Origin of the sequence: Dechloromonas sp. CZR5 (assembly GCF_008711155.1) — a bacterium.
In the GTDB taxonomy this organism is placed as follows: domain Bacteria; phylum Pseudomonadota; class Gammaproteobacteria; order Burkholderiales; family Rhodocyclaceae; genus Azonexus.
Window position 1 is genome coordinate 176,613 of the sequence record NZ_VUYQ01000004.1, and the last position, 18,659, is coordinate 195,271.

General features: G+C 60.7%; 20 protein-coding genes. 8 read left to right on the top strand and 12 right to left on the bottom strand.

The features are described 5' to 3' along the window. Window positions 1-5: 5 nt before the first annotated feature. From F1002_RS12940 to F1002_RS12955, 4 genes are all read left to right on the top strand, one after another. On the top strand, window positions 6-986 hold the full coding sequence (locus F1002_RS12940) for a DUF3108 domain-containing protein (protein WP_150429460.1): 981 nt from the start codon (window positions 6-8) through the stop codon (window positions 984-986). Next, window positions 983-2,245 (top strand): RsmB/NOP family class I SAM-dependent RNA methyltransferase, encoded by a 1,263-nt coding sequence (locus tag F1002_RS12945; RefSeq protein ID WP_150429461.1) that lies wholly within the window; start codon window positions 983-985, stop codon window positions 2,243-2,245. Before F1002_RS12940 ends, F1002_RS12945 begins: the two co-directional genes overlap by 4 nt. Continuing rightward, entirely contained in the window at window positions 2,242-3,501 is a 1,260-nt protein-coding gene (locus F1002_RS12950; RefSeq protein WP_150429462.1) for a mechanosensitive ion channel family protein, read from the top strand. The genes F1002_RS12945 and F1002_RS12950 overlap by 4 nt, the downstream gene beginning before the upstream one ends. Before the next feature lie 146 nt (window positions 3,502-3,647). Continuing rightward, window positions 3,648-5,777, top strand: coding sequence for a TonB-dependent siderophore receptor (locus F1002_RS12955; RefSeq protein ID WP_191090399.1), 2,130 nt, complete (start codon window positions 3,648-3,650; stop codon window positions 5,775-5,777). 96 nt (window positions 5,778-5,873) lie between these two features. Here the strand turns inward: F1002_RS12955 and F1002_RS12960 are convergent, their stop codons facing one another. From F1002_RS12960 to F1002_RS12970, 4 genes are all read right to left on the bottom strand, one after another. Beyond that, on the bottom strand, window positions 5,874-6,053 hold the full coding sequence (locus F1002_RS12960) for a hypothetical protein (RefSeq protein WP_150429464.1): 180 nt from the start codon (window positions 6,051-6,053) through the stop codon (window positions 5,874-5,876). Further along, complete coding sequence (locus F1002_RS21025; RefSeq protein ID WP_191090400.1) at window positions 6,053-6,202, bottom strand: hypothetical protein; 150 nt, start codon at window positions 6,200-6,202, stop codon at window positions 6,053-6,055. Before F1002_RS21025 ends, F1002_RS12960 begins: the two co-directional genes overlap by 1 nt. Before the next feature lie 106 nt (window positions 6,203-6,308). Then, window positions 6,309-7,745 (bottom strand): ATP-binding protein, encoded by a 1,437-nt coding sequence (locus F1002_RS12965; protein WP_150429465.1) that lies wholly within the window; start codon window positions 7,743-7,745, stop codon window positions 6,309-6,311. Next, a complete protein-coding gene (locus tag F1002_RS12970) occupies window positions 7,732-8,436 on the bottom strand; it encodes a winged helix-turn-helix domain-containing protein (RefSeq protein ID WP_150429466.1) in 705 nt (234 codons plus the stop codon). The genes F1002_RS12965 and F1002_RS12970 overlap by 14 nt, the downstream gene beginning before the upstream one ends. Before the next feature lie 126 nt (window positions 8,437-8,562). Here F1002_RS12970 and F1002_RS12975 point away from each other — a divergent pair, with 126 nt between their 5' ends. Further along, window positions 8,563-9,060 (top strand): disulfide bond formation protein B, encoded by a 498-nt coding sequence (locus F1002_RS12975; RefSeq protein WP_150429467.1) that lies wholly within the window; start codon window positions 8,563-8,565, stop codon window positions 9,058-9,060. A 52-nt stretch (window positions 9,061-9,112) separates the two neighbouring features. On the opposite strand, the gene rpmG is transcribed toward F1002_RS12975, so the two are convergent. The 3 genes from rpmG to radC form a co-directional block, all read right to left on the bottom strand. Beyond that, entirely contained in the window at window positions 9,113-9,280 is a 168-nt protein-coding gene (rpmG, locus tag F1002_RS12980) for a 50S ribosomal protein L33 (protein WP_011288870.1), read from the bottom strand. A 19-nt stretch (window positions 9,281-9,299) separates the two neighbouring features. Further along, window positions 9,300-9,533 carry a 50S ribosomal protein L28 gene (rpmB, locus tag F1002_RS12985; protein ID WP_150429468.1) on the bottom strand — a complete coding sequence of 78 codons (234 nt, stop codon included), beginning with the start codon at window positions 9,531-9,533 and terminating at the stop codon, window positions 9,300-9,302. A gap of 81 nt (window positions 9,534-9,614) precedes the next feature. Next, window positions 9,615-10,295 carry a DNA repair protein RadC gene (radC, locus tag F1002_RS12990; protein ID WP_150429469.1) on the bottom strand — a complete coding sequence of 227 codons (681 nt, stop codon included), beginning with the start codon at window positions 10,293-10,295 and terminating at the stop codon, window positions 9,615-9,617. 48 nt (window positions 10,296-10,343) lie between these two features. Between radC and coaBC the strand changes: the two genes are divergently transcribed. From coaBC to F1002_RS13005, 3 genes are read left to right on the top strand one after another with little or no spacing between them, the layout of a single operon-like run. Further along, window positions 10,344-11,537, top strand: coding sequence for a bifunctional phosphopantothenoylcysteine decarboxylase/phosphopantothenate--cysteine ligase CoaBC (coaBC, locus tag F1002_RS12995; protein WP_150429470.1), 1,194 nt, complete (start codon window positions 10,344-10,346; stop codon window positions 11,535-11,537). Beyond that, entirely contained in the window at window positions 11,537-11,986 is a 450-nt protein-coding gene (gene dut / locus F1002_RS13000) for a dUTP diphosphatase (protein WP_150429471.1), read from the top strand. The genes coaBC and dut overlap by 1 nt, the downstream gene beginning before the upstream one ends. After that, window positions 11,986-12,585 (top strand): cytochrome c, encoded by a 600-nt coding sequence (locus F1002_RS13005; protein WP_150429472.1) that lies wholly within the window; start codon window positions 11,986-11,988, stop codon window positions 12,583-12,585. Before dut ends, F1002_RS13005 begins: the two co-directional genes overlap by 1 nt. Window positions 12,586-12,624: 39 nt before the next feature. Here the strand turns inward: F1002_RS13005 and F1002_RS13010 are convergent, their stop codons facing one another. The 5 genes from F1002_RS13010 to aceK all read right to left on the bottom strand — a co-directional run bounded on the left by F1002_RS13010 (window position 12,625) and on the right by aceK (window position 18,536). Further along, a complete protein-coding gene (locus F1002_RS13010) occupies window positions 12,625-13,845 on the bottom strand; it encodes a methyl-accepting chemotaxis protein (protein ID WP_150429473.1) in 1,221 nt (406 codons plus the stop codon). 71 nt (window positions 13,846-13,916) lie between these two features. Beyond that, window positions 13,917-15,287: an NAD(P)(+) transhydrogenase (Re/Si-specific) subunit beta gene (locus tag F1002_RS13015; protein ID WP_150429474.1), complete on the bottom strand. Its 1,371-nt coding sequence runs from the start codon at window positions 15,285-15,287 to the stop codon at window positions 13,917-13,919. A gap of 2 nt (window positions 15,288-15,289) precedes the next feature. Continuing rightward, entirely contained in the window at window positions 15,290-15,571 is a 282-nt protein-coding gene (locus F1002_RS13020) for an NAD(P) transhydrogenase subunit alpha (protein ID WP_150429475.1), read from the bottom strand. Continuing rightward, window positions 15,571-16,698 (bottom strand): NAD(P) transhydrogenase subunit alpha, encoded by a 1,128-nt coding sequence (locus F1002_RS13025; protein ID WP_150429476.1) that lies wholly within the window; start codon window positions 16,696-16,698, stop codon window positions 15,571-15,573. Before F1002_RS13025 ends, F1002_RS13020 begins: the two co-directional genes overlap by 1 nt. A gap of 65 nt (window positions 16,699-16,763) precedes the next feature. Next, window positions 16,764-18,536, bottom strand: a complete 1,773-nt coding sequence (aceK, locus tag F1002_RS13030; protein WP_150429477.1) for a bifunctional isocitrate dehydrogenase kinase/phosphatase — start codon at window positions 18,534-18,536, stop codon at window positions 16,764-16,766. Window positions 18,537-18,659 lie beyond the last annotated feature (123 nt).

Sequence of the window (18,659 nt, forward strand, 5' to 3'; positions counted from 1 at the left end):
CGCTCATGCCCATCGCCATCGTCCTGGCGCTGGCGGCTTCGCTGGGTATCCATGTCGCCGCCCTGTTCGGGCCGGATATCGAGTTGTTTGGCGGCGCAACGGACGACTCCATGGTGTTGCACGCCGAATTGCAGGCGCCGCCTGCTTCGCCGCCGCCTCCAGAGAAGAAGGCGACGGTGAAGCCCAAGGCCAAGCCTAAAGCCAAACCCAATCCCAGCCCCAATCCGGTTCCGCTGATGGCGGGCAAGCCGGTTCAGGATGCGCCGGTCGTGCAACACGCCGATCCGGCACCGCCTCCGGTAATCGACGAGGCGGCCAAGACAGAATCCGTGGCATTGCCTGAACCGACCAAGCCGATGTTGCCGGCCAACGGGGTCATCCGCTTTTCCATCCTGATGGGCAGTCAGGGTTTCCCGATCGGTCGCGCCGAGCATCGCTGGGAATTTACCGAGGGCGGCCATTACCATCTGTACGGGATGACCGAAACCAGCGGCTTGGTGGCCTTGTTCAAAACGCTTCGCTTCGAAAACGAAAGCCACGGGAGGCTGGTCGCCGGCGGTCTGCAGCCCGAGCGCTACCTGACACGGAAAAACGGCAAGGATGCCAACGAGAACGCCGATTTCGACTGGCCTGCCGCACAGGTTCAGCTGTCCCGCGACGGCCTGGTCAGACAGGTTGCGCCGGGTACGCAGGACATCCTGTCCCTGAACTATCACCTTGCCTATGTGCCGCGGCCGGAGTATGGCGCCTCCGTCGGCGTGGTCACTGGCAAGAAATATGAGCGCTATGCCCTCGATTCACTGGGCGAGGAGGAAATCGATACGCCGGCCGGCCGCTTCCGCACCCTGCACCTGCGCGCCATGACCGACAGCGTCACCGAAATCTGGCTGGCACTCGATCATTATCGTTTGCCGGTTAAAATACGTTTTACCGACAAGAAAGGCGACGTTTTCGAGCAGATCGCCACCGAATTAGGAACACCATGAAAGCCCGCTTTACCCCAGCCCTTTTTGCCCACGCCGAAGCCGTTCTCGGCCAGTTGCTGCGCTTCGATCACCCGGCCGATGCCGTCGTGTCGCGCTATTTCCGGGAGCATCGTCAACTCGGTCATGCCGATCGGGCCTTCGTGGCAGAAACCGTTTTTGCCGTGCTGCGCCGCGGGCGGAGCATCGAGGCACGCTGTGCCGGGCAACTCTCCGACCGTCGTCGCCTGCTGGCCGCGCTGGCATTGGTGCGTGGCTGGAGCCAGCGCGAACTGGCGCCGGTGCTCAAGGCCAGCGAGGAGGCGTGGCTGGCCGCCGCCAAGGCAATGCCGGAGGCCGATCTGCCGCCCGCCGTGCGTTGCGACCTGCCGGACTGGCTGTACCAGCGCCTGGAGCAGCAGTTTGGTGCCGATGAAACGCTGGCCCTGGCGCACGCCATCAACCAGTCTGCACCGCTCGACCTGCGCGTCAATACGCTGAAGGCAGGCCGCGAAGCCGTGCTTGCCAAGCTCGCCGCCGACAGTATCGCAGCACAGCCCGGTGCCTTGTCGCCGCTCGCCGTACGTCTGCGCGACAAGCCGGCGCTGGCCAGGCATCCGTTGTTCCTCGAGGGGGCTTTCGAGGTGCAGGACGAGGGTAGCCAGTTGCTCGGTTTTCTGCTCGACCCGAAGCGCGGCGAGATGGTGGTCGATTTTTGCGCCGGTGCCGGTGGCAAGACGCTGTTACTCGGCGCCCTGATGCGCAATACCGGACGGCTCTACGCCTTCGACGTGTCCGACAAGCGCCTGGCCAATCTCAAGCCGCGCCTGGCGCGTTCCGGCCTGTCCAACGTGCATCCCGGTCGCATCGAGCACGAGCGCGACCAGAAGATCAAGCGCCTGGCCGGGAAGGCCGACCGCGTACTGGTCGATGCGCCCTGTTCGGGGCTCGGCACCCTGCGCCGTAATCCGGATCTGAAATGGCGGCAGAGCGAGACCTCGGTGGCCGAACTGACCCTCAAGCAGGCGTCGATTCTCGATGCGGCGGCGACCTTGGTCCGTCCGGGCGGCCGACTGGTCTATGCTACCTGCAGCCTGTTGACGGTCGAGAACGATGCCGTCGTCGCGGCCTTTCTCGAAAAACACCCCGATTTCTCCTTGTTGCCGGCTGCCGGCCTGCTCGGCAAGCAGGGTATTGCCTGCGAGGACGAGGTGTTGCGCCTGTTGCCGCACCGGCACAATACCGACGGTTTCTTTGCAGCCGCCATGGAGCGCAAGGCATGAGCGAGAAGAACCAGGCGCTGCGCCTGATCAACGATCTGCTCGCCGATGTGCGGGACCCGAGTTTCATCTGGCAGGTCGTTACCCTGGTGGTCTGTATCGGTTCGGCATGGCTGGTGGCTCACTGGTGGCGGAGCCGCCATACGGAGGGTGAGGGGCGACTGAGCGACGTGGGCGCGCGCCTGGTCTTTCCCTTGACCGGCATGCTGCTGACCGGGATCGCGCTGGGCACGCTCGGTTCCTTCATGCATCTCAACCTGCTCAAGCTGGCGATGCCGTTGTTCGGTTCGATGGCGCTGGTGCGCGGTGTCATCTTCGTGCTGCGCCAGGCTTTTCCGCGTGCCACCTGGCTTACGGCTTGGGAGCGCATCATCGCCGCCACCGTGTGGGGTTGGCTGGCGCTCTACATCACCGATCTGGCTCCTTTCGTCATCGATGCGATGGAGAGCATCCAGTTTTATGTCGGCAAGCAGAAAATCGACTTGTGGACGGTCCTGCGCGGCATCGCCACCATTTTCCTGACGGTTGTCTTTGCGCTCTGGGTCGCCGGCCTGATCGAGGCGAAGCTGATGCGCATCCAGTCGCTGGATGTGAACCTGCGCATTGTCGGCGTACGCGTTGCGAAGGCCGTATTGACGGTGGTGGCCATCCTGACCAGCCTGGCGCTGGTCGGCATCGACATGACCGCCTTGTCCGTGTTCACCGGGGCGCTCGGCGTCGGTCTCGGCTTCGGCCTGCAGAAAATCGCCAGCAACTACGTTTCCGGCTTCATCATCCTGCTTGATCGCTCCATCCGTATCGGCAACATCGTCCAGGTCGGCAGCGACAGCGGCGAGGTGACGCAGATCACCACGCGCTATACGGTGCTCAAGCACCCCGGCGGTACCGAATTCATCGTTCCGAACGAAACACTGATTGGGTCGATCGTCCAGAACCAGACGTATTCCAATACCCGTATCCGCCTGGCGACCAGCGTGGGCGTGGCCTACGACAGCGACCTCGACCTGGCCTCCCGCTTGATGGTCGATGCCGCCGCAGCCCATCCCAGGGCACTGAGCGACCCGCAGCCCAAGGTTTTCCTGACTCAGTTCGCCGACAGCGCGATCAATCTCGAAGTCGGCTTCTGGATCAACGATCCGGAAGAAGGCAGGGGCAACATCGTGTCCGACGTGAATTTCGCCATCTGGCGGGCTTTCAAGGACAACGGCATCGGCATCCCCTTCCCGCAGCGCGAAGTGCGTATTCTCAACGCGACGTAGTAGGGTTTACCTAGTCTTTCTCCTAGGTCGCACGATGCATGTTTTTGTTAAAATCGCGTCCGCTCTCAGGGTTTTGAATCAATAATTAGACAGAACGACCCTGCGAAGTTTTGGGGGCGTCGCAGACCTCCCGTCGAATGGATGCCGTGAATACAACGACTCGTTTTCCCTTTCATCGTTCCGCATGCCTGTCTGCCTTGCTCGGGGCCTTGGTCTCGTTTCCGGTGATCGCAGAGGACGACGTCTTCTTTTCCAGCCTTCCCGTCGTCGCATCGGTCAGCCGCCTGCCACAGCAGCTTTCCGAAACACCGGCTTCGGTTACGGTCATCGATCAGGAAATGATCCGCGCTTCCGGTATGCGCACGGTGGAGGATTTGCTGCGTCTTGTTCCCGGATTCCAGGTTACCTCGCACAATCAGGATCCCGCCATCGTGGCCTACCATGGGATGGGCTACGGTCTGTCCAGCGAGGAATACGGGCCGCGCGTGCAGGTGCTGGTCGACGGGCGCTCACAGTATTCGCCCCTCTTCAAGTCGGGGGTTAACTGGAACCTGTTGCCGGTCGCTCTGGAGAACATCGAGCGTATCGAGGTCATCCGCGGTTCGAATACCGTTTCATACGGCTCCAACGCCTTCATGGGTGTGGTCAACATCATCACCATGGACCCGGCACTCACCAAGGGCTGGATGGTGTCGGCCAATCACGGCAACAACGGCATCCGCGACGAGGTCCTGCGCTGGGGCGGCAGTGTTGGTGAGGCCAATCTTCGCTTCACCGCGCGTTCTTTCCAGGATGACGGATTCCAGTACGGCTTCTACAGCGGCAGATGGACCTATTCGCCAGACAGCCGCCAGTCCCAGCTCTTTGACCTGCGGGCCGACATCCCGCTCAGTGACCGGGATGAGTTGCAACTGACGGGTACTTTTGCCCGCGACATGTCCCAACTCGGGCGCCCGGCCAATGCCAACGATCCGATTCGCAACATGGAGCAATCGTCAACGGCGTTCGGCATTCAGTGGCGCCGCATCGTGTCGGCGACTGAAGAGATCAAGCTGCGTTATGGTTATCGCGATGACCGGGCGCAGTCACCGTATCGTACCCGGGTTAACTTCACGACCAATCTGGCCGTGCCTTCCTCGGTGACCTTCTTTCCGATCATCGATCCTGGTGGGCGTTCGCAGCAGCACGAACTCGAGTTCGACCACTTGCTATCGCCACGCAAGAATTTGCGCATGATGTGGGGCGCAGGTCTGAAGTCCACTGAGGTGCAGTCTTACGAGCAATTCAGTTCGGATGCGTGGAAAAGCAGGTTCGCCTATCGGGTTTTCGGGAACCTGGAATATCGCGCTGCCGATCCCTTGATTTTCAACGTCGGGGCGAGTTACGAGCATGACAATATTACCGGGGCGATGTTCGACCCGCGCATGAGTGCCAGTTTCCACGTCATGCCCGGACATACCTTGCGTCTGGTTGCTTCGCGTGCCCATCGGAATCCCAGCCTGTATGAGACCTCCGGTCATTCGGAGAGGCGGGACGTCGGCGGAACCGGTTTGGCCGACGTTCTTTTTCATGCGCAAGGTGTGAAGCCGGAGCAGATCGATACGCTGGAACTGGGTTACCTGGCCGAACTGAAGGAGTATCGGGCAATGGCCGATGTCCGGATATTCAGCGAACGGATTCCCAACTACATCCAGATTCTGCCCCTGGCGCTGCCGGCTAGTAGCCCGGATGACCGGGAGGTACAGTTTTTGCGGATGAACTCGATAAATTATGCGGCCTATCCGAACGGCCGGGCCGATAGCGCGGTCAATCTGGCCAATGTTCGAATCCAAGGCTACGAGTATCAGTTGAACTGGCGTCCTTTCGAGACGACGCGGCTGATGTATGGCAATGCGCTGATCTCCATTTCGGCGGATTACACGGATATCTCCCGGGTTGCAGACGACTTCAACAACGGCCCGAAGATCATCAATCAAACGCGTGATTCGGCACCTACGCATTCCCAGACGGCGATGTTGGTTCAGCAACTGCCTTACGCTGTGACTGCGTCGATCATGTATTTCCGCGCATCTCCCATGCGCTGGCGCAGAAATGACAGTGCGCCGATCGAAGCCAGCGAACGGATTGACTGGCGCCTGGCCAAGGGATTCCGTCTTGGGCAGATGGGCGGAGAGATCGCCTACGTCTCGCAGATGGTCAATGAGCAGCAGCAGGGTCGGACGATCAATCGCCTGGCTGACCGTGTGCATTGGCTGTCGCTGCGCCTCGAATTCTGATTACGATTGCCTGCCGGCAACCCAAAAAAACCCCGCCACGAAGGCGGGGTAACAGGGGGGTCTCGAATTGGGGGATATTCGAGAGGAGGGTAACTTTTAGCGCTTGTTGCGGTGTTTCAACAAGGCGCGGGCGATGGCGATGATGCCGCCGGCTGCGATGGCTGCGATGGCTGCCTTCAGGGGTTCCGCCTGGCCTTCGGCAAGCCAGTCGTAACCGGCGATGCCTACGAAGACGCCGAGCGATTCGCTGATCGGCAGGTGATCCGCAAAGGCCATTAACGGTCCTTTTTGAGCGGAACCGTGGCTAGCGCGGGTTGTGCCGGAACCAGAGCGAACAGATACTGGCGGGTTGCTTCGATAAACTGTTTGATATTCATGCTGATCATTTCCTCGTCATCCTCTTGGCGGGTTTCGTTTTCTGACATGCATCGCATTCTAGAGGGACGCAAGTACGCCGTCTGTTGTATGAGCGTTGCGTGGCAGTAACGGGTTTTGATCTTGTGTGACGCTTTGTAACAACCAGGAGAGGTGCTATTGGTGGGCTTTCCAGCTGAGCGTGAAGCGTGCACCACCCAGCGGTGAGGCATCGGCGGTTGCGTTTCCACCGTGCAATTCGAGTACCCGGCGGGCGATCGCCAGGCCAAGGCCGTAGCCGCCCGTCGAGCGGTCGCGCGAACGATCAAGTCGAGTAAAGGCCGAGAAGATGTGTTCGCGCTCTTCGGGGGGGATGCCGATTCCGTCGTCGTCGACGTTGATGCGTATCTCGTCACCGGCCAGTTCGGCATTGACCGAAATGCGACTACCCGCGTACTTGAAGGCATTGCGCAGCAGATTACGTAGCGCGTAGGGCATCGCCTTGCGGTCGAGGTCGACATGCAGATCATCGGGCAGCTTGCTGGTATCCACGCCGACCTCAAGCTGGCGCCCAAGCAGCCGGACGGAATCGACTTCGTCCGTCAGCCACTCGGCGAATTTGACGCTGGCGAAATGGGGTTCCGGTGTCTCGCGTTCGAAGCGGGCATAGGTCAGGCTGGTGTCGATCAGTTGGTCGAGCTCGTCGAGATCGGCTTCCATCATGGCCCAGAGGCGTTCCCGTTCTTCCTTTTCTTCTGTCTCGGCCAGCATTTCCAGCGCAAAACGCATGCGGGCGATGGGGGTGCGCAGTTCATGCGAGATGCCGCAGGATAGTTCCCGATGGGTGGCCAGCAATTGGCGGATGCGGTCGGCCATGCTGTTCATCGTGTCGGAGAGCGGTGCGAACAATTGTGTCTTGGCGGCCGGCGAGCGGGCATCGAAATGGCCGTCACCCAGATCGCGAGCCGTCTGGCGCAGGGTTTCGAGGTCGCGCCACACGGGGCGAATCCAGAACCACAGGGCGATTGCGAAAATGACGCCGATCAGGCTCCAGGTCAGGAGGCGGAGGCGGAGTTCCAGTGGCAGGCGATCGGCCAGTTCGGGATTCCGGCCGGAGGCGAGCGGTCCAACCACGAGGACGAGACTGGATGTCCCCAGGCGGTGGTACATGATGTCGCCGTCGTGATCGATGGCAATGTCACCAGCGTCCAGCTTGCTGACCTGGAATGGCGTCAGGGTGCGGTCGAGCGAGATGCGCTCGACGATGCCCAGGTTGTAGGAGAATTTTTCGTCGAGTTCGCTTACTTTCTTTTGCCATTCGCGGCGGGGGTGCCGGAATAGTTCGTCCTCGATCAGGGTGATCGTACCGCGCATGAAGCGGCGGGCGTAATCGTCGGTAATGCCGCGCTGGGCGGTCGAGATGACAAAGTCGGCGGTGAAGGCGATGGCCACGAACGAGCCCATCGCCAGCAGATAGAAGTTGAAGAACAGCCGCGACAGGCTGTAGCGGCTACCTCGCCAGCGCGGCAGTGAAACACGGAACAGCGAACGGGCGAGCCCCTGGTTATGATCCTTGGCCGCCTTGCTTTCGGCTGGCGAATCAGTTCCAGTCATGTTTGCTGAACAGGTAGCCTTTGCCGCGTACGGTCTTGATGCGGGTCGGATTTTCCGGGTCGTCGTTCAGCTTCTTGCGCAATCGCGAGATGCGGGCATCGATGGAGCGATCCAGGCCGTCGAAACCGATGCCGCGCAATTCCTGTAGCAGGTCGTCGCGGGACAGGACGTTGCCGGCATGTGTGGCGAGCAGCCACAACAGGTCAAACTCGGCGGTGGTCAGGTCGATGCCTTCGCCGGCCAGTGTGGCGGTGCGCGTTGCCTGGCTGATCCGGAACTGGCCAAAGATCATTTTGTCGGCTTCGCCGGCTGGGGTGTCGCCGGGTGAGGGAAGGCGGCGAAGCAGGGCCTTGATGCGGGCAAGCAGGACGCGGGGTTGAACCGGCTTGGCAATGTAATCGTCGGCCCCCATCTCAAGGCCGAGAATCTGGTCGAAGTCCTCGTCGCGGGCGGTGAGCATCAGGATTACGCCACGGTACTGGGAGCGCACGGCGCGACAGACTTCGAAGCCGTCCTTGCCCGGGAGCATGACGTCGAGAATGACCAGGTCGGGCTGCTCCGCCAGGATGCGTGTCTCGGCGACATCGCCGCGCGGCTCGATGGCGACTTGCAGGTCATTTTTGGTGAGGTATTCGGCGGTCAGTTCGGCCAGCCGTTCGTCGTCTTCGACAAGAAGTATGCGTGTGTTCATCCGGCAATCTTAACGGTCGGCCGGGTCCGGGTCCAGTCTGCCCTGGCGATGTCCGTATGATCGAAGGGGGGCATACGCCTTGAGCTGGCTTAGAATATCCGTTGGTTACTCTTGGGAAGCTTGTGAATGATTTGGTCAAAAGTGCCCGTCAGGGCTTGGTTTGCGACATTGGGGATCGGTTGTCTTGGGTTGGTCGCCATTGGGATGGAATTGCAGAATCTGTTGCGTCTGGCGCCGTGTCCACTCTGTATCTTTCAGCGTCTGCTCTATATCGCCATTGGCGTCGTCGGTTTGCTGGGATGGGTCATGCCATCGGGACGTCTGCTCTGGTCGGCGCTGACGGTCGGGCTGGCCGGACTCGGTTTGGGTGTCGCCGCGTATCAGACCTGGATGCAGGCTTATCCGCATCTGGCGCCGGAGTGCAGTTTTACCGATCCGAATGCCATCGAGAGCCTGGTCGACTGGTTGGGCATGCAGATGCCCTCCCTGTTCCTGGCGACTGGCTTCTGTACCAGTCGGGACTGGGAATTCCTGGGGATGTCGATGGCCAACTGGTCGGCTGTCGTCTTCGCCGGTATCGTGGGTTACGCCATCCTGCTCTTCCGGAGTCGCTTCCGGAACTGAAAAAACAAAACCCGCCGAAAGGCGGGTTTGTCGAATGCCGGAGTTGGCTGAATTACTTCAGCTTAACTTCCTTGTAAGCGACGTGCTTACGGGCCTTCGGATCGTACTTCATGAACTCCAGTTTTTCAGGCGTCGTACGCTTGTTCTTGGAGGTGGTATAGAAGTGTCCGGTACCAGCTGTAGATTCCAGCTTGATCTTTTCGCGACCGCCTTTAGCCATTTTTCGTATCCTTCCTTAATCAGACTTCGCCGCGGGCACGCAGATCGGCCAGAACGACTTCGATGCCCTTCTTGTCGATGATGCGCAGGCCGGCGTTGGAAACGCGCAGGCGCACGAAGCGGTTTTCAGTTTCGACCCAGAAACGACGATACTGCAGGTTCGGCAGGAAGCGGCGCTTCGTTTTGTTGTTGGCGTGGGATACGTTGTTCCCAACCATCGGGGCTTTACCCGTTACTTGGCAGACTCGCGCCATGATGGTGCTCCAGAATTCGCTAGAAGAAAGCCCGTGAGTATAACCAAAAGTCCTGAATGGGATCAAGGGGTTTCTGCATTTTCATATCAGGCCGCGCTCGGCGAACGAAAGCGGCGGGGTCGTACCGGCGACGATGAAATGATCGAGGACTTTGACGTCGACCATGGCCAGCGCTTCCTTCAACGAGCGGGTGAGCATCTCGTCGGCTCTGGAGGGTTCGGCGACACCGGAGGGGTGATTGTGCGCCAGAATGACCGCGGCTGCATTATGGGAGAGCGCAGACTTGACCACTTCCCGCGGGTAGACGGAAGTCTGGGTCAGCGATCCGGTGAATAATTCCTCGGCTTTCAGCAGGCGATTCTGGGCGTCGAGCCACAGCGCCATGAAAATTTCCTGTGGCCGGTGGGCGAGCTTCAGGCGCAGCCAGTCGCGAACCTTTCCGGGAGAGGTGAAGTTGTCCCGACTACCCATCTCCTGTGTCAGTGCACGGCGGGCCAGTTCGAAGCTGGCTTTCAGTTGGGCTGCCTTGGCCATACCGATGCCGGAGACGCTGGCCAGTTCATCCAGCGAAGCTTCGACCAGAATGCCGAGCTGGCCGTCAAAGCGATTCAGCAGATCGCGGGCCAGATCGACCGCACTTTTGCCACGCACGCCGACGCGTAAGTAAATAGCCAGCAATTCGGCGTCGGAGAGTGCCGCCGGACCGTGGGCAAGCAGTCGTTCGCGCGGACGTTCGCCTTCCGGCCAGTCGGTGATCGCCATTTTCGTTCCAAGGTAGAATGTGCAGAGTCCAATTCTAACGGTAAGACAATGGAATTAAATGGTAAGCGCATCGTCCTTGGCGTAACCGGCGGAATTGCCGCCTACAAGGCAGCCGAACTGGTTCGCCTGCTGGGCAAGCAAGGGGCCGAGGTCCAGGTGGCGATGACCGAAGGGGCGACCCATTTCGTGACGGCGACCACCTTCCAGGCGTTGTCCGGGAAACCGGTTTATCTCGACCAATGGGATGCGCGCATGCCGAATGCCATGGCGCATATCGACCTGTCGCGTGCTGCCGATTTGATCGTGGTTGCGCCGGCTTCGGCCGATTTTCTGGCACGCATCGCCCAAGGCATGGCTGACGATTTACTGGTAACCATGGTGCTTGCCCGCGACTGTCCGTTGCTGGTGGCGCCGGCGATGAACCGCCAGATGTGGGAGAACCCGGCCACTCAGCGCAACGTCCGCCAGCTGCAGGCCGACGGGGTGCAGATCCTTGGTCCGGCCAGTGGCGAGCAGGCCTGCGGCGAGGTTGGTGCCGGTCGCATGCTCGAGCCGGAGGAAATCGTCGAGGAGGTTGTCGCCTTCTTTGCAGCCAAGGTTTTGGCTGGCCGCAAGGTGCTGATCACGGCCGGGCCGACCTTCGAAGCCATCGATCCGGTGCGCGGCATCACCAATTTGTCGTCCGGCCGTATGGGTTACGCCGTGGCCCGAGCTGCCCGGCAGGCGGGGGCCGAGGTGACGCTGGTGTCCGGACCGGTAGACCTGCCTGTGCCGCAAGGCGTCGTGCGGGTCAAGGTGAGGAGCGCGCTCGACATGCATGCGGCCGTGATGGCCCGCGCAGCGGACGCGGATGTCTTCGTCGGCGTGGCGGCGGTGGCCGATTACCGCGTGAACAACGCTGCCGAGCACAAGCTGAAGAAGGATGCCGGCGGTATTCCACCAATCGAACTGATCGAAAACCCGGACATCCTGGCCGAAGTCGCTGCCCTGAAGAAAGGCCCGTTCTGCGTCGGGTTCGCCGCTGAAAGCCGCAATCTCGAAGAGTACGCACAGACCAAGCGGCGCAAGAAGAACATCCCTCTAATCGCCGGCAACCTGATCCAGGATGGATTCGGTGGTGACGATAACCGGCTGGTGTTGTTCGACGACAAGGGGACGCATCCGCTGATACCGGCGCCCAAATCCGTGCTTGCCCGCCAGTTGGTCGAGCACATTGCCCAATTGTTAACAGGAAAAATGTAATGCATCACATTGACGTCAAGATTCTCGATACCCGTTTGCGGGAAACGCCGCCACAGTACGCGACGCCCGGATCGGCCGGTCTCGACCTGCGCGCCTGCATCGACGGACCGCTGCATGTCGAGCCGGGGCAAACCACCCTCGTGCCGACCGGCATGGCCATTCATCTGGCCGATCCGGGGCTGGCGGCAATGATCCTGCCGCGCTCGGGTCTGGGGCACAAACACGGCATCGTGCTCGGCAATCTGGTCGGCTTGATCGATAGCGATTACCAGGGCGAGTTGATGGTTTCGGTATGGAATCGCGGGCATGCCGGCTTCACCATCAATCCGCTCGATCGGATTGCGCAACTGGTGATCGTGCCGGTGCTGCAGGTCGGTTTCAATATCGTGGACGATTTCGACGCCAGCCATCGCGGCGAGGGTGGGTTCGGCAGTACGGGCAAGTCCTGATGCGCCTGCTGGCCGTGCTGCTGGTGACGGGCTGCGCGCTGTCGGTGCAGGCGGCCGAAGATCCCGTATTGATGCAGCGTGGGGAAGAGCAGGTCATGGGCAAGTGCTTTCTGTGCCACGGCGCGACCGGCGACAGTTCCAGCCCGCTCTATCCCAAGCTGGCTGGCCAGAATGAAGCCTATCTGCTCAAGCAGTTGCGCAACTTCAAGGCTGGGGAGCGTGACAGCAACGACATGCGCAAGGTCGTTGCCGACATGAGCGACGACGACATGCGCGCCGCAGCGCATTTCTTCAGCCACCAGCAGCCGAGTCGCGGCAAATCGGCCTACGGTGACATGCGGGCGGTGGGCGAGCGGCTTTACACGCAGGGAAATCCTGACAAGGGTTTGCTACCGTGCCGCGATTGCCACGGGGAGAGCGGTGCCGGTTCGGACAAGTTGCCCCGTATTGCCGGGCAACACACGCTGTACATCGAAACCCAGTTGAGCCTCTTCGAGGAGCGCAAGCGGACCAATGACAACGCCCAGATGCAGGATATTGCCAAGCGCCTGAGTGTTGATGAGGCGCGGGCTGTGGCGGAGTATCTGCGCGGGCTGTAAATGCCGGACAGCGAGCCGGCGTACTGCCGATCCAATCGGTCAGAACAGCTCGATTTCCCCGTCGTTGTTTGATTTGGCGTTGCTGACCGAGTGGCTCGAACGCAGGGAATCGCTCTTGACGTGCGAATTGACCAGCAGTTCGACCAGTTTCTGGCTGCGCTTGCGGAAACGTTGCAGCCCATCGCTTTCGTTGTCCTGATGCAATGCCAGGAACGCATGCATGTACTCGCCGACGTTTGCCATGCGCTGGCCGACGCGTTCCATCATCTGGCTGACGATATCCTCGAACTGCATGGCCATCACGCCTTCCTGGGTGAGGTTGTGCATCTGTTCAGTCACGGCAGTGATGTGCGCCGAATGCTCGCGTGCCTTGGCCGTCAATTCCAGCAATTCGCCGCCCAGTTCGTTGAGCATGGTGCGCGATTTGTCGGCAATGCTCATGTCGATGTTCGCGGTATCGCTGATGCGGTCGCCGACTTCGCGCAGCGAGTCGAGAATTTCGGTCAGCTCGTTGCGAATGTCGATGTTGAATTCGCCGGTCCGTGCCGCCAGATTGCGGACTTCGTCGGCGACAACGGCAAATCCTCGGCCAGCCTCACCGGCGCGGGCCGCCTCGATTGCTGCGTTGAGCGCCAGGAGGTCGGTTTGCTTGGTAATGCCGGCGATGTCGTTGAGCGAACCGGAAATCCGGGTGACCTGCGCCTGCATCTGCTCGAAACTGCTGGCGATCCCCTGACTGGTCTCCTTCAGATGCGTCATCTTGCTGGCAAATTCGGCGATCAGGGTATTGGTCTCGTCGAAAAAGCGTTGCAGGCTGACTTCTTCGTGATCTCGAGCATTGGAGTCGGTCATCTCCAGCATCTGGTCGATCAGCGAGCGCAGTACCTGCCGTTGGTTGGATGACTGCGATTCAAGACCGGTCAGGCTCCCCGAAATCCGGTTCACCGAAGCGCGGATAATTTCCCGGGCTTCGTTCATTTCCGTTTCCAGCGAGATGAATTGCAGTTTGGCGTGGGCCATGGCCTCGTCGGAAAGTACCTGGTACTCCGACATGACATTGTTCAATTCCTGGAAGTGGACCTTCTGCCGCGATTGCCAGTTGCGACGCTCCCGAAGGGAAAGCGCGGTGGTTGTCAGCAGCAGAATGGCGAGCGCAAGGAAGGCATGAGCCGTCACCGGCCCCGCTATGAGCGACCACAACCAGAGCGCCAGGCAGGTTGCAATTGAGGCCCAGATCAGCAGGTCGTCGATTCGTTTCATGAACGGGGGTCCGGTAGGCTGGATTGTAGAAGTGTGCCTGGTTGGCTACTTTTCGATTGTCTTGAAAATGATCATCCCATTGCCTTCAGGTGCTGGATGATCTCGCCGGCCATGGGTTGTGCGTCGCCATAGAGCATGCGGCAGTTGTCGGTGTAGAACAGCGCATTCTCGACGCCGGAGTAACCGGTGCCCTTGCCGCGCTTGATCACGATGACGTTCTGCGCCTGATCGGCGTTAAGAATCGGCATACCGTAGATCGGGCTGGTCTTGTCGGTGCGCGCACTCGGATTGACCACGTCGTTCGCCCCGATGATCAGCGCCACGTCGGCCTGGCCGAACTCGCCGTTGATTTCCTCAAGGTCGAAGATCTTGTCGTACGGCACGCCGGCTTCCGCCAGCAGCACGTTCATGTGCCCCGGCATGCGGCCGGCCACCGGGTGGATGGCGAACTTCACCTCGACCCCGGCCTCTTCGAGGATGGAGGTCATCTCCCATACCTTGTGCTGGGCGTGCGCCACCGCCATGCCGTAACCCGGCACGATGATGACCTTGGAGGCATAACGCATCATCGCCGCCGCATCGAGGCCGGACAACTCCTTCATCGATCCGCTGATCGCCTCACCCGGACCCGAGGCCACCATCGGCGTAAAGAGGATGTTGGTCAGCGGACGATTCATCGCCTTGGCCATCAACTGGGTGAGCAGCGTACCCGCCGCCCCAACGACGATACCGGCGATGATCAGCGCCGGGTTGCCCAGCACATAGCCTTCGAAGCCCACGGCCAGGCCGGTGAAGGCGTTGAACAGCGAGATCACCACCGGCATGTCGGCCCCGCCGATGGGCAGGGTGACGATCAGGCCGAGGACCAGCGAGACGGCGAAGAAGAAGAGGATCAGCTCGGGCTTGGCCGGGGCCATGACCACCATCGCCGCACCGAGGCCGATGGCGTTGAGCGCCAGCAGGACGTTGATGGCGTTCTGCGCCGGCAGGCGATAGGCCTTCTTCAGCACGCCCTGCAGTTTCGCCCAGGCGATGCAGGAACCGGTGAAGGAGACGGCACCGATCAGCGCACCGACCACGGCGAGGATGGTGGTGACGGTACTGTGCGCATCGCCCTTGGCAAACTCGATGGCGGCAATGGCGGCGGCGGCACCGCCGCCCATGCCGTTGTAGATGGCGACCATCTGCGGCATGTCGGTCATCTTGACCTTCTGGCCGGAGATCCAGGCGGCGGCACCGCCCACGGCGAGGGCCACGGCCATCAGGGCCAGGTTCTTCAGGCCAGGGATCAGGAAGGTGGCAGCGATGGCGATCAGCATGCCGTAGCCGGCGATGACGATGCCTTTGCGGGCACTGGCCGGAGAGCTCATGCCCTTGAGACCGAAGATGAACAGGGCGGCGCCAAGGAACCAGGCGCCTTGAACGTAAACGGGTAGCGTCATGATCAGGCCTCCTTCTTCTTGAACATGCCGAGCATGCGCTCGGTCACGACGTAGCCGCCGGCGGCATTCGCAGCACCGAGGGCGACGGCGAAGAAGCCGATGGCTTGTTCGAGCACGGTATCGGCATTGCCGAGGGCGATCATGGAGCCGACAACGACGACGCCGTGGATGAAGTTGGAACCGGACATCAGCGGGGTGTGCAGGATGACCGGGACCTTGGCGATAATCTCGTAGCCGGTGAAGGCGGCGAGCATGAAGATGTATAACGCGAGCAGGCCGTCCATTACGACTCTCCCAGAACTTGTTTGACCGTGGCATGAACGGTGGCACCGTCACGACAGAGGACGGTGCCGGCGAGGACTTCGTCTTCCCAGTCGAAAGCCAGGTTGCCGTCCTTGATCCATGGCGACAGGAAGTTGTACAGGTTCTTGGCGTACAGCTCCGAGGCGTGGGTCGGCATGCGCGACGGGAGGTTGAGGGGGCCGTGGATGTTCACGTCGTTGGCGACGACGTGTTCGCCCGGCTGGGTGAGTTCGCAGTTGCCACCGGATTCGGCGGCCATGTCGACGATGATGGCGCCGTATTTCATGCGCCCGACCATGTCGCGGGTGATGATGACGGGGGCTTTCTTGCCGGGAATGGCGGCAGTGGTGATCACCACGTCGGCGGCCGCGACGGCCTTGGCGAGTTTCTCGGCCTGTTGGGCCTTTTCGTCGGCGCTCAGTTCGCGGGCATAGCCGCCGGTGCCGTCGGCGGAAACGCCGGTGTCGACGAACTTGGCGCCGAGCGATTCGATCTGTTCGCGGGCGGCGGCACGGACATCATAGGCTTCGACCATGGCACCGAGGCGGCGGCTGGTGGCGATGGCCTGCAGGCCGGCGACGCCGGCCCCGATGACCAGTACACGGGCCGGACGGATGGTGCCGGCGGCGGTGGTGAGCATGGGGAAGAACTTGGTGCAGCGGGCAGCGGCGATCAGGCCGCACTGGTAGCCGGCGCAAGCGCCCTGGCTGGACAGGGCGTCCATGCTCTGGGCGCGCGAGATGCGCGGCAGCAGTTCGAGCGAGAAGGCGGTTATCTTGCGGGCATTGAGGGCGGCCAGGCGCGCCTTGTCCTCGAAGGGCTTCAACAGACCGACGAGAACCGAGCCTTCCGGCATGGCGGCGATTTCCTCCGCGCTTGGCGGGGTGACGCGCAGGATCAGGCCGGCTCCTGTGTAGGCATCGGCAATACCGCCGACGAGTTTGACTCCGGCATAGTCCGAGTCGAGGAAGTGGCTTTGGATGCCCGCGCTTTGCTCCATGCTGAGCTGGGCGCCGAGGGCGGCGAACTTCTTGGCCGTCTCGGGAACCAGCGCGACACGGCTTTCGCCGGACGAGCGCTCCCTCACGACCGCGATGCTTAGCGGCATGCTGTTACTCCAGTGGGTAGCACAAGGGTATTTTTCCCCTGTATTTTTTTGTTGATGAAAATGCGTCAGTCTGCTTGGGTCGGATTGTTACAGAAACGCAGCGCTTGTGGGTAGGGGAAAAAGTCCTCCACGTGTCCTTCGCGGATCTTTTGCTGTGATTCCTGCCAAAATTTGGGTGAAAGCAAGTCCTTGTGGTGCTTGATGAACAATTTGCGGACCTGCGGCGAGGCGAGGAGAAAGGTGGCGAACTCCTCAGGAAAGACATCGTTCTTGGCAACGCCATACCAGACCTCGCCGGACATTTCCGTTTCGAAATCGGGTGCCGGCGGAATCCTGCGGAAGTTGATGTCGGTCATGTATTCGATTTCGTCGTAGTCGTAGAACACGACGCGGCCGAAGCGGGTGATGCCGAAGTTCTTCCACAGCATGTCGCCGGGGAAGATGTTGGCCTGGGCCAGTTCGCGGATGGCGCTGCCGTATTCCCGGATGGCGTGCTCCATGCCGTCGAGATTGTTGGTCTTGTCCATGCGGTCGAGGTGGATGTTCAGCGGCTCCATGCGGCGCTCGATGTACAGGTGCTTGATGATCAGCTGGTCGCCGTCGATCTCGAACTTGGAGGGGGCGAGTTTCTGCAGTTCGCCCAGCACCTCGTCGTCGAAGCGCTTGAGCGGAAACATCACGTTGGAGAATTCCAGCGTATCGGCCATGCGCCCGACGCGGTCGACCTGCTTGACCATCATGAACTTGCGCTTGACCGTGGCCTGATCCATTTCCTTCGAGCTGCCGAATACGTCCTTGATGATCTTGAAGACGTAGGGATAGGAAGGCAGCGTGAACACCAGCATGACCAGGCCGCGAATGCCGGGGGCCATGATGAATTTGTCTTCCGAATGGTGCAGGTGATAGATGAAGTCGCGGAAGAACATGGTCTTCCCCTGCTTGCCGAGGCCGAGCATGATGTAGATCTCGGAGCGCGGCTTGTTGGGCATGATCGAGCGCAGGAACTGCACATAGCCCGAAGGGACTTCCATGTCGACCATGAAGTAGGCGCGGGAGAGCGAGAAGAGCAGGCCGATCCGCCAGGAGTCGAGCAGGATGGTGTCGAGGTAGAGCCGGTTGTTCCCGTCCTGCAGGACAGGAATGGCGAACGGGTATTCGTTTGCGCCGTTGATCGCCTTGCCCAGGATGTAGGCAGCCTTGTTGCGATAGAAGGCGGAAGCGAGTACCTGTATCTGGAAATTCACCTCCCGCCGCGGCATGCCGTTCAGGTAGCCAAGCACGGCCTGGTAGACATATTCCAGATCGCGATCCAGATCGGCAAATGGACGGTGCCAGTCGAAGTCGCTGACGATTTGGCGTATGGCACCGCGCAATCCGTCGTCCTTGGCGTAATAGCTGCGGTAGGTCGGCGTGTCCTCGCTTTCGATGTTTTCCGTCGAGATGCTGGGGCGAACGAAGATGAAATCGTTGTGGAAATAGTTGCGGTGCAGGATCTTGGTGGTGACCGAGTTGAAGAAGGTCTCGGCCAGTTCGGGTTGCTTGTGGTTGAGCAGGAGGCCGATGTACAGCAGCTTGACCTGTTGCCAGGTGGCGTCATCGATGGAGCCGGCATCGAATTCGTTGCGCAGGCGCTCGACGCATTCGTCAACGCGGTCGTCGTAGAAGCGGATTCGTTCCTTGACAGCCTTGTGCACGCCCAGCCAGTCGCTTTGCTCGAAGCGTGTCTTGGCCTCGCGGCTGGTTTGCCGGAAGAGCGTGTAGTGCTTGTTGAATCCCTGGATCATGGCCAGGGCAATCTGGTGCGCGTTGGTACCGTAGAGTCCGACCGATATTTTCATGGTGCCCGATCCAATAGACAGGCGGAAATATAGCATCGGCCATGTTCGGAAAAAAATGCCATTTTTCAAGGACATCGCAATGTGAAAACGCGTTTCGTTGACTGAGATTCGATGGGGGCCGAT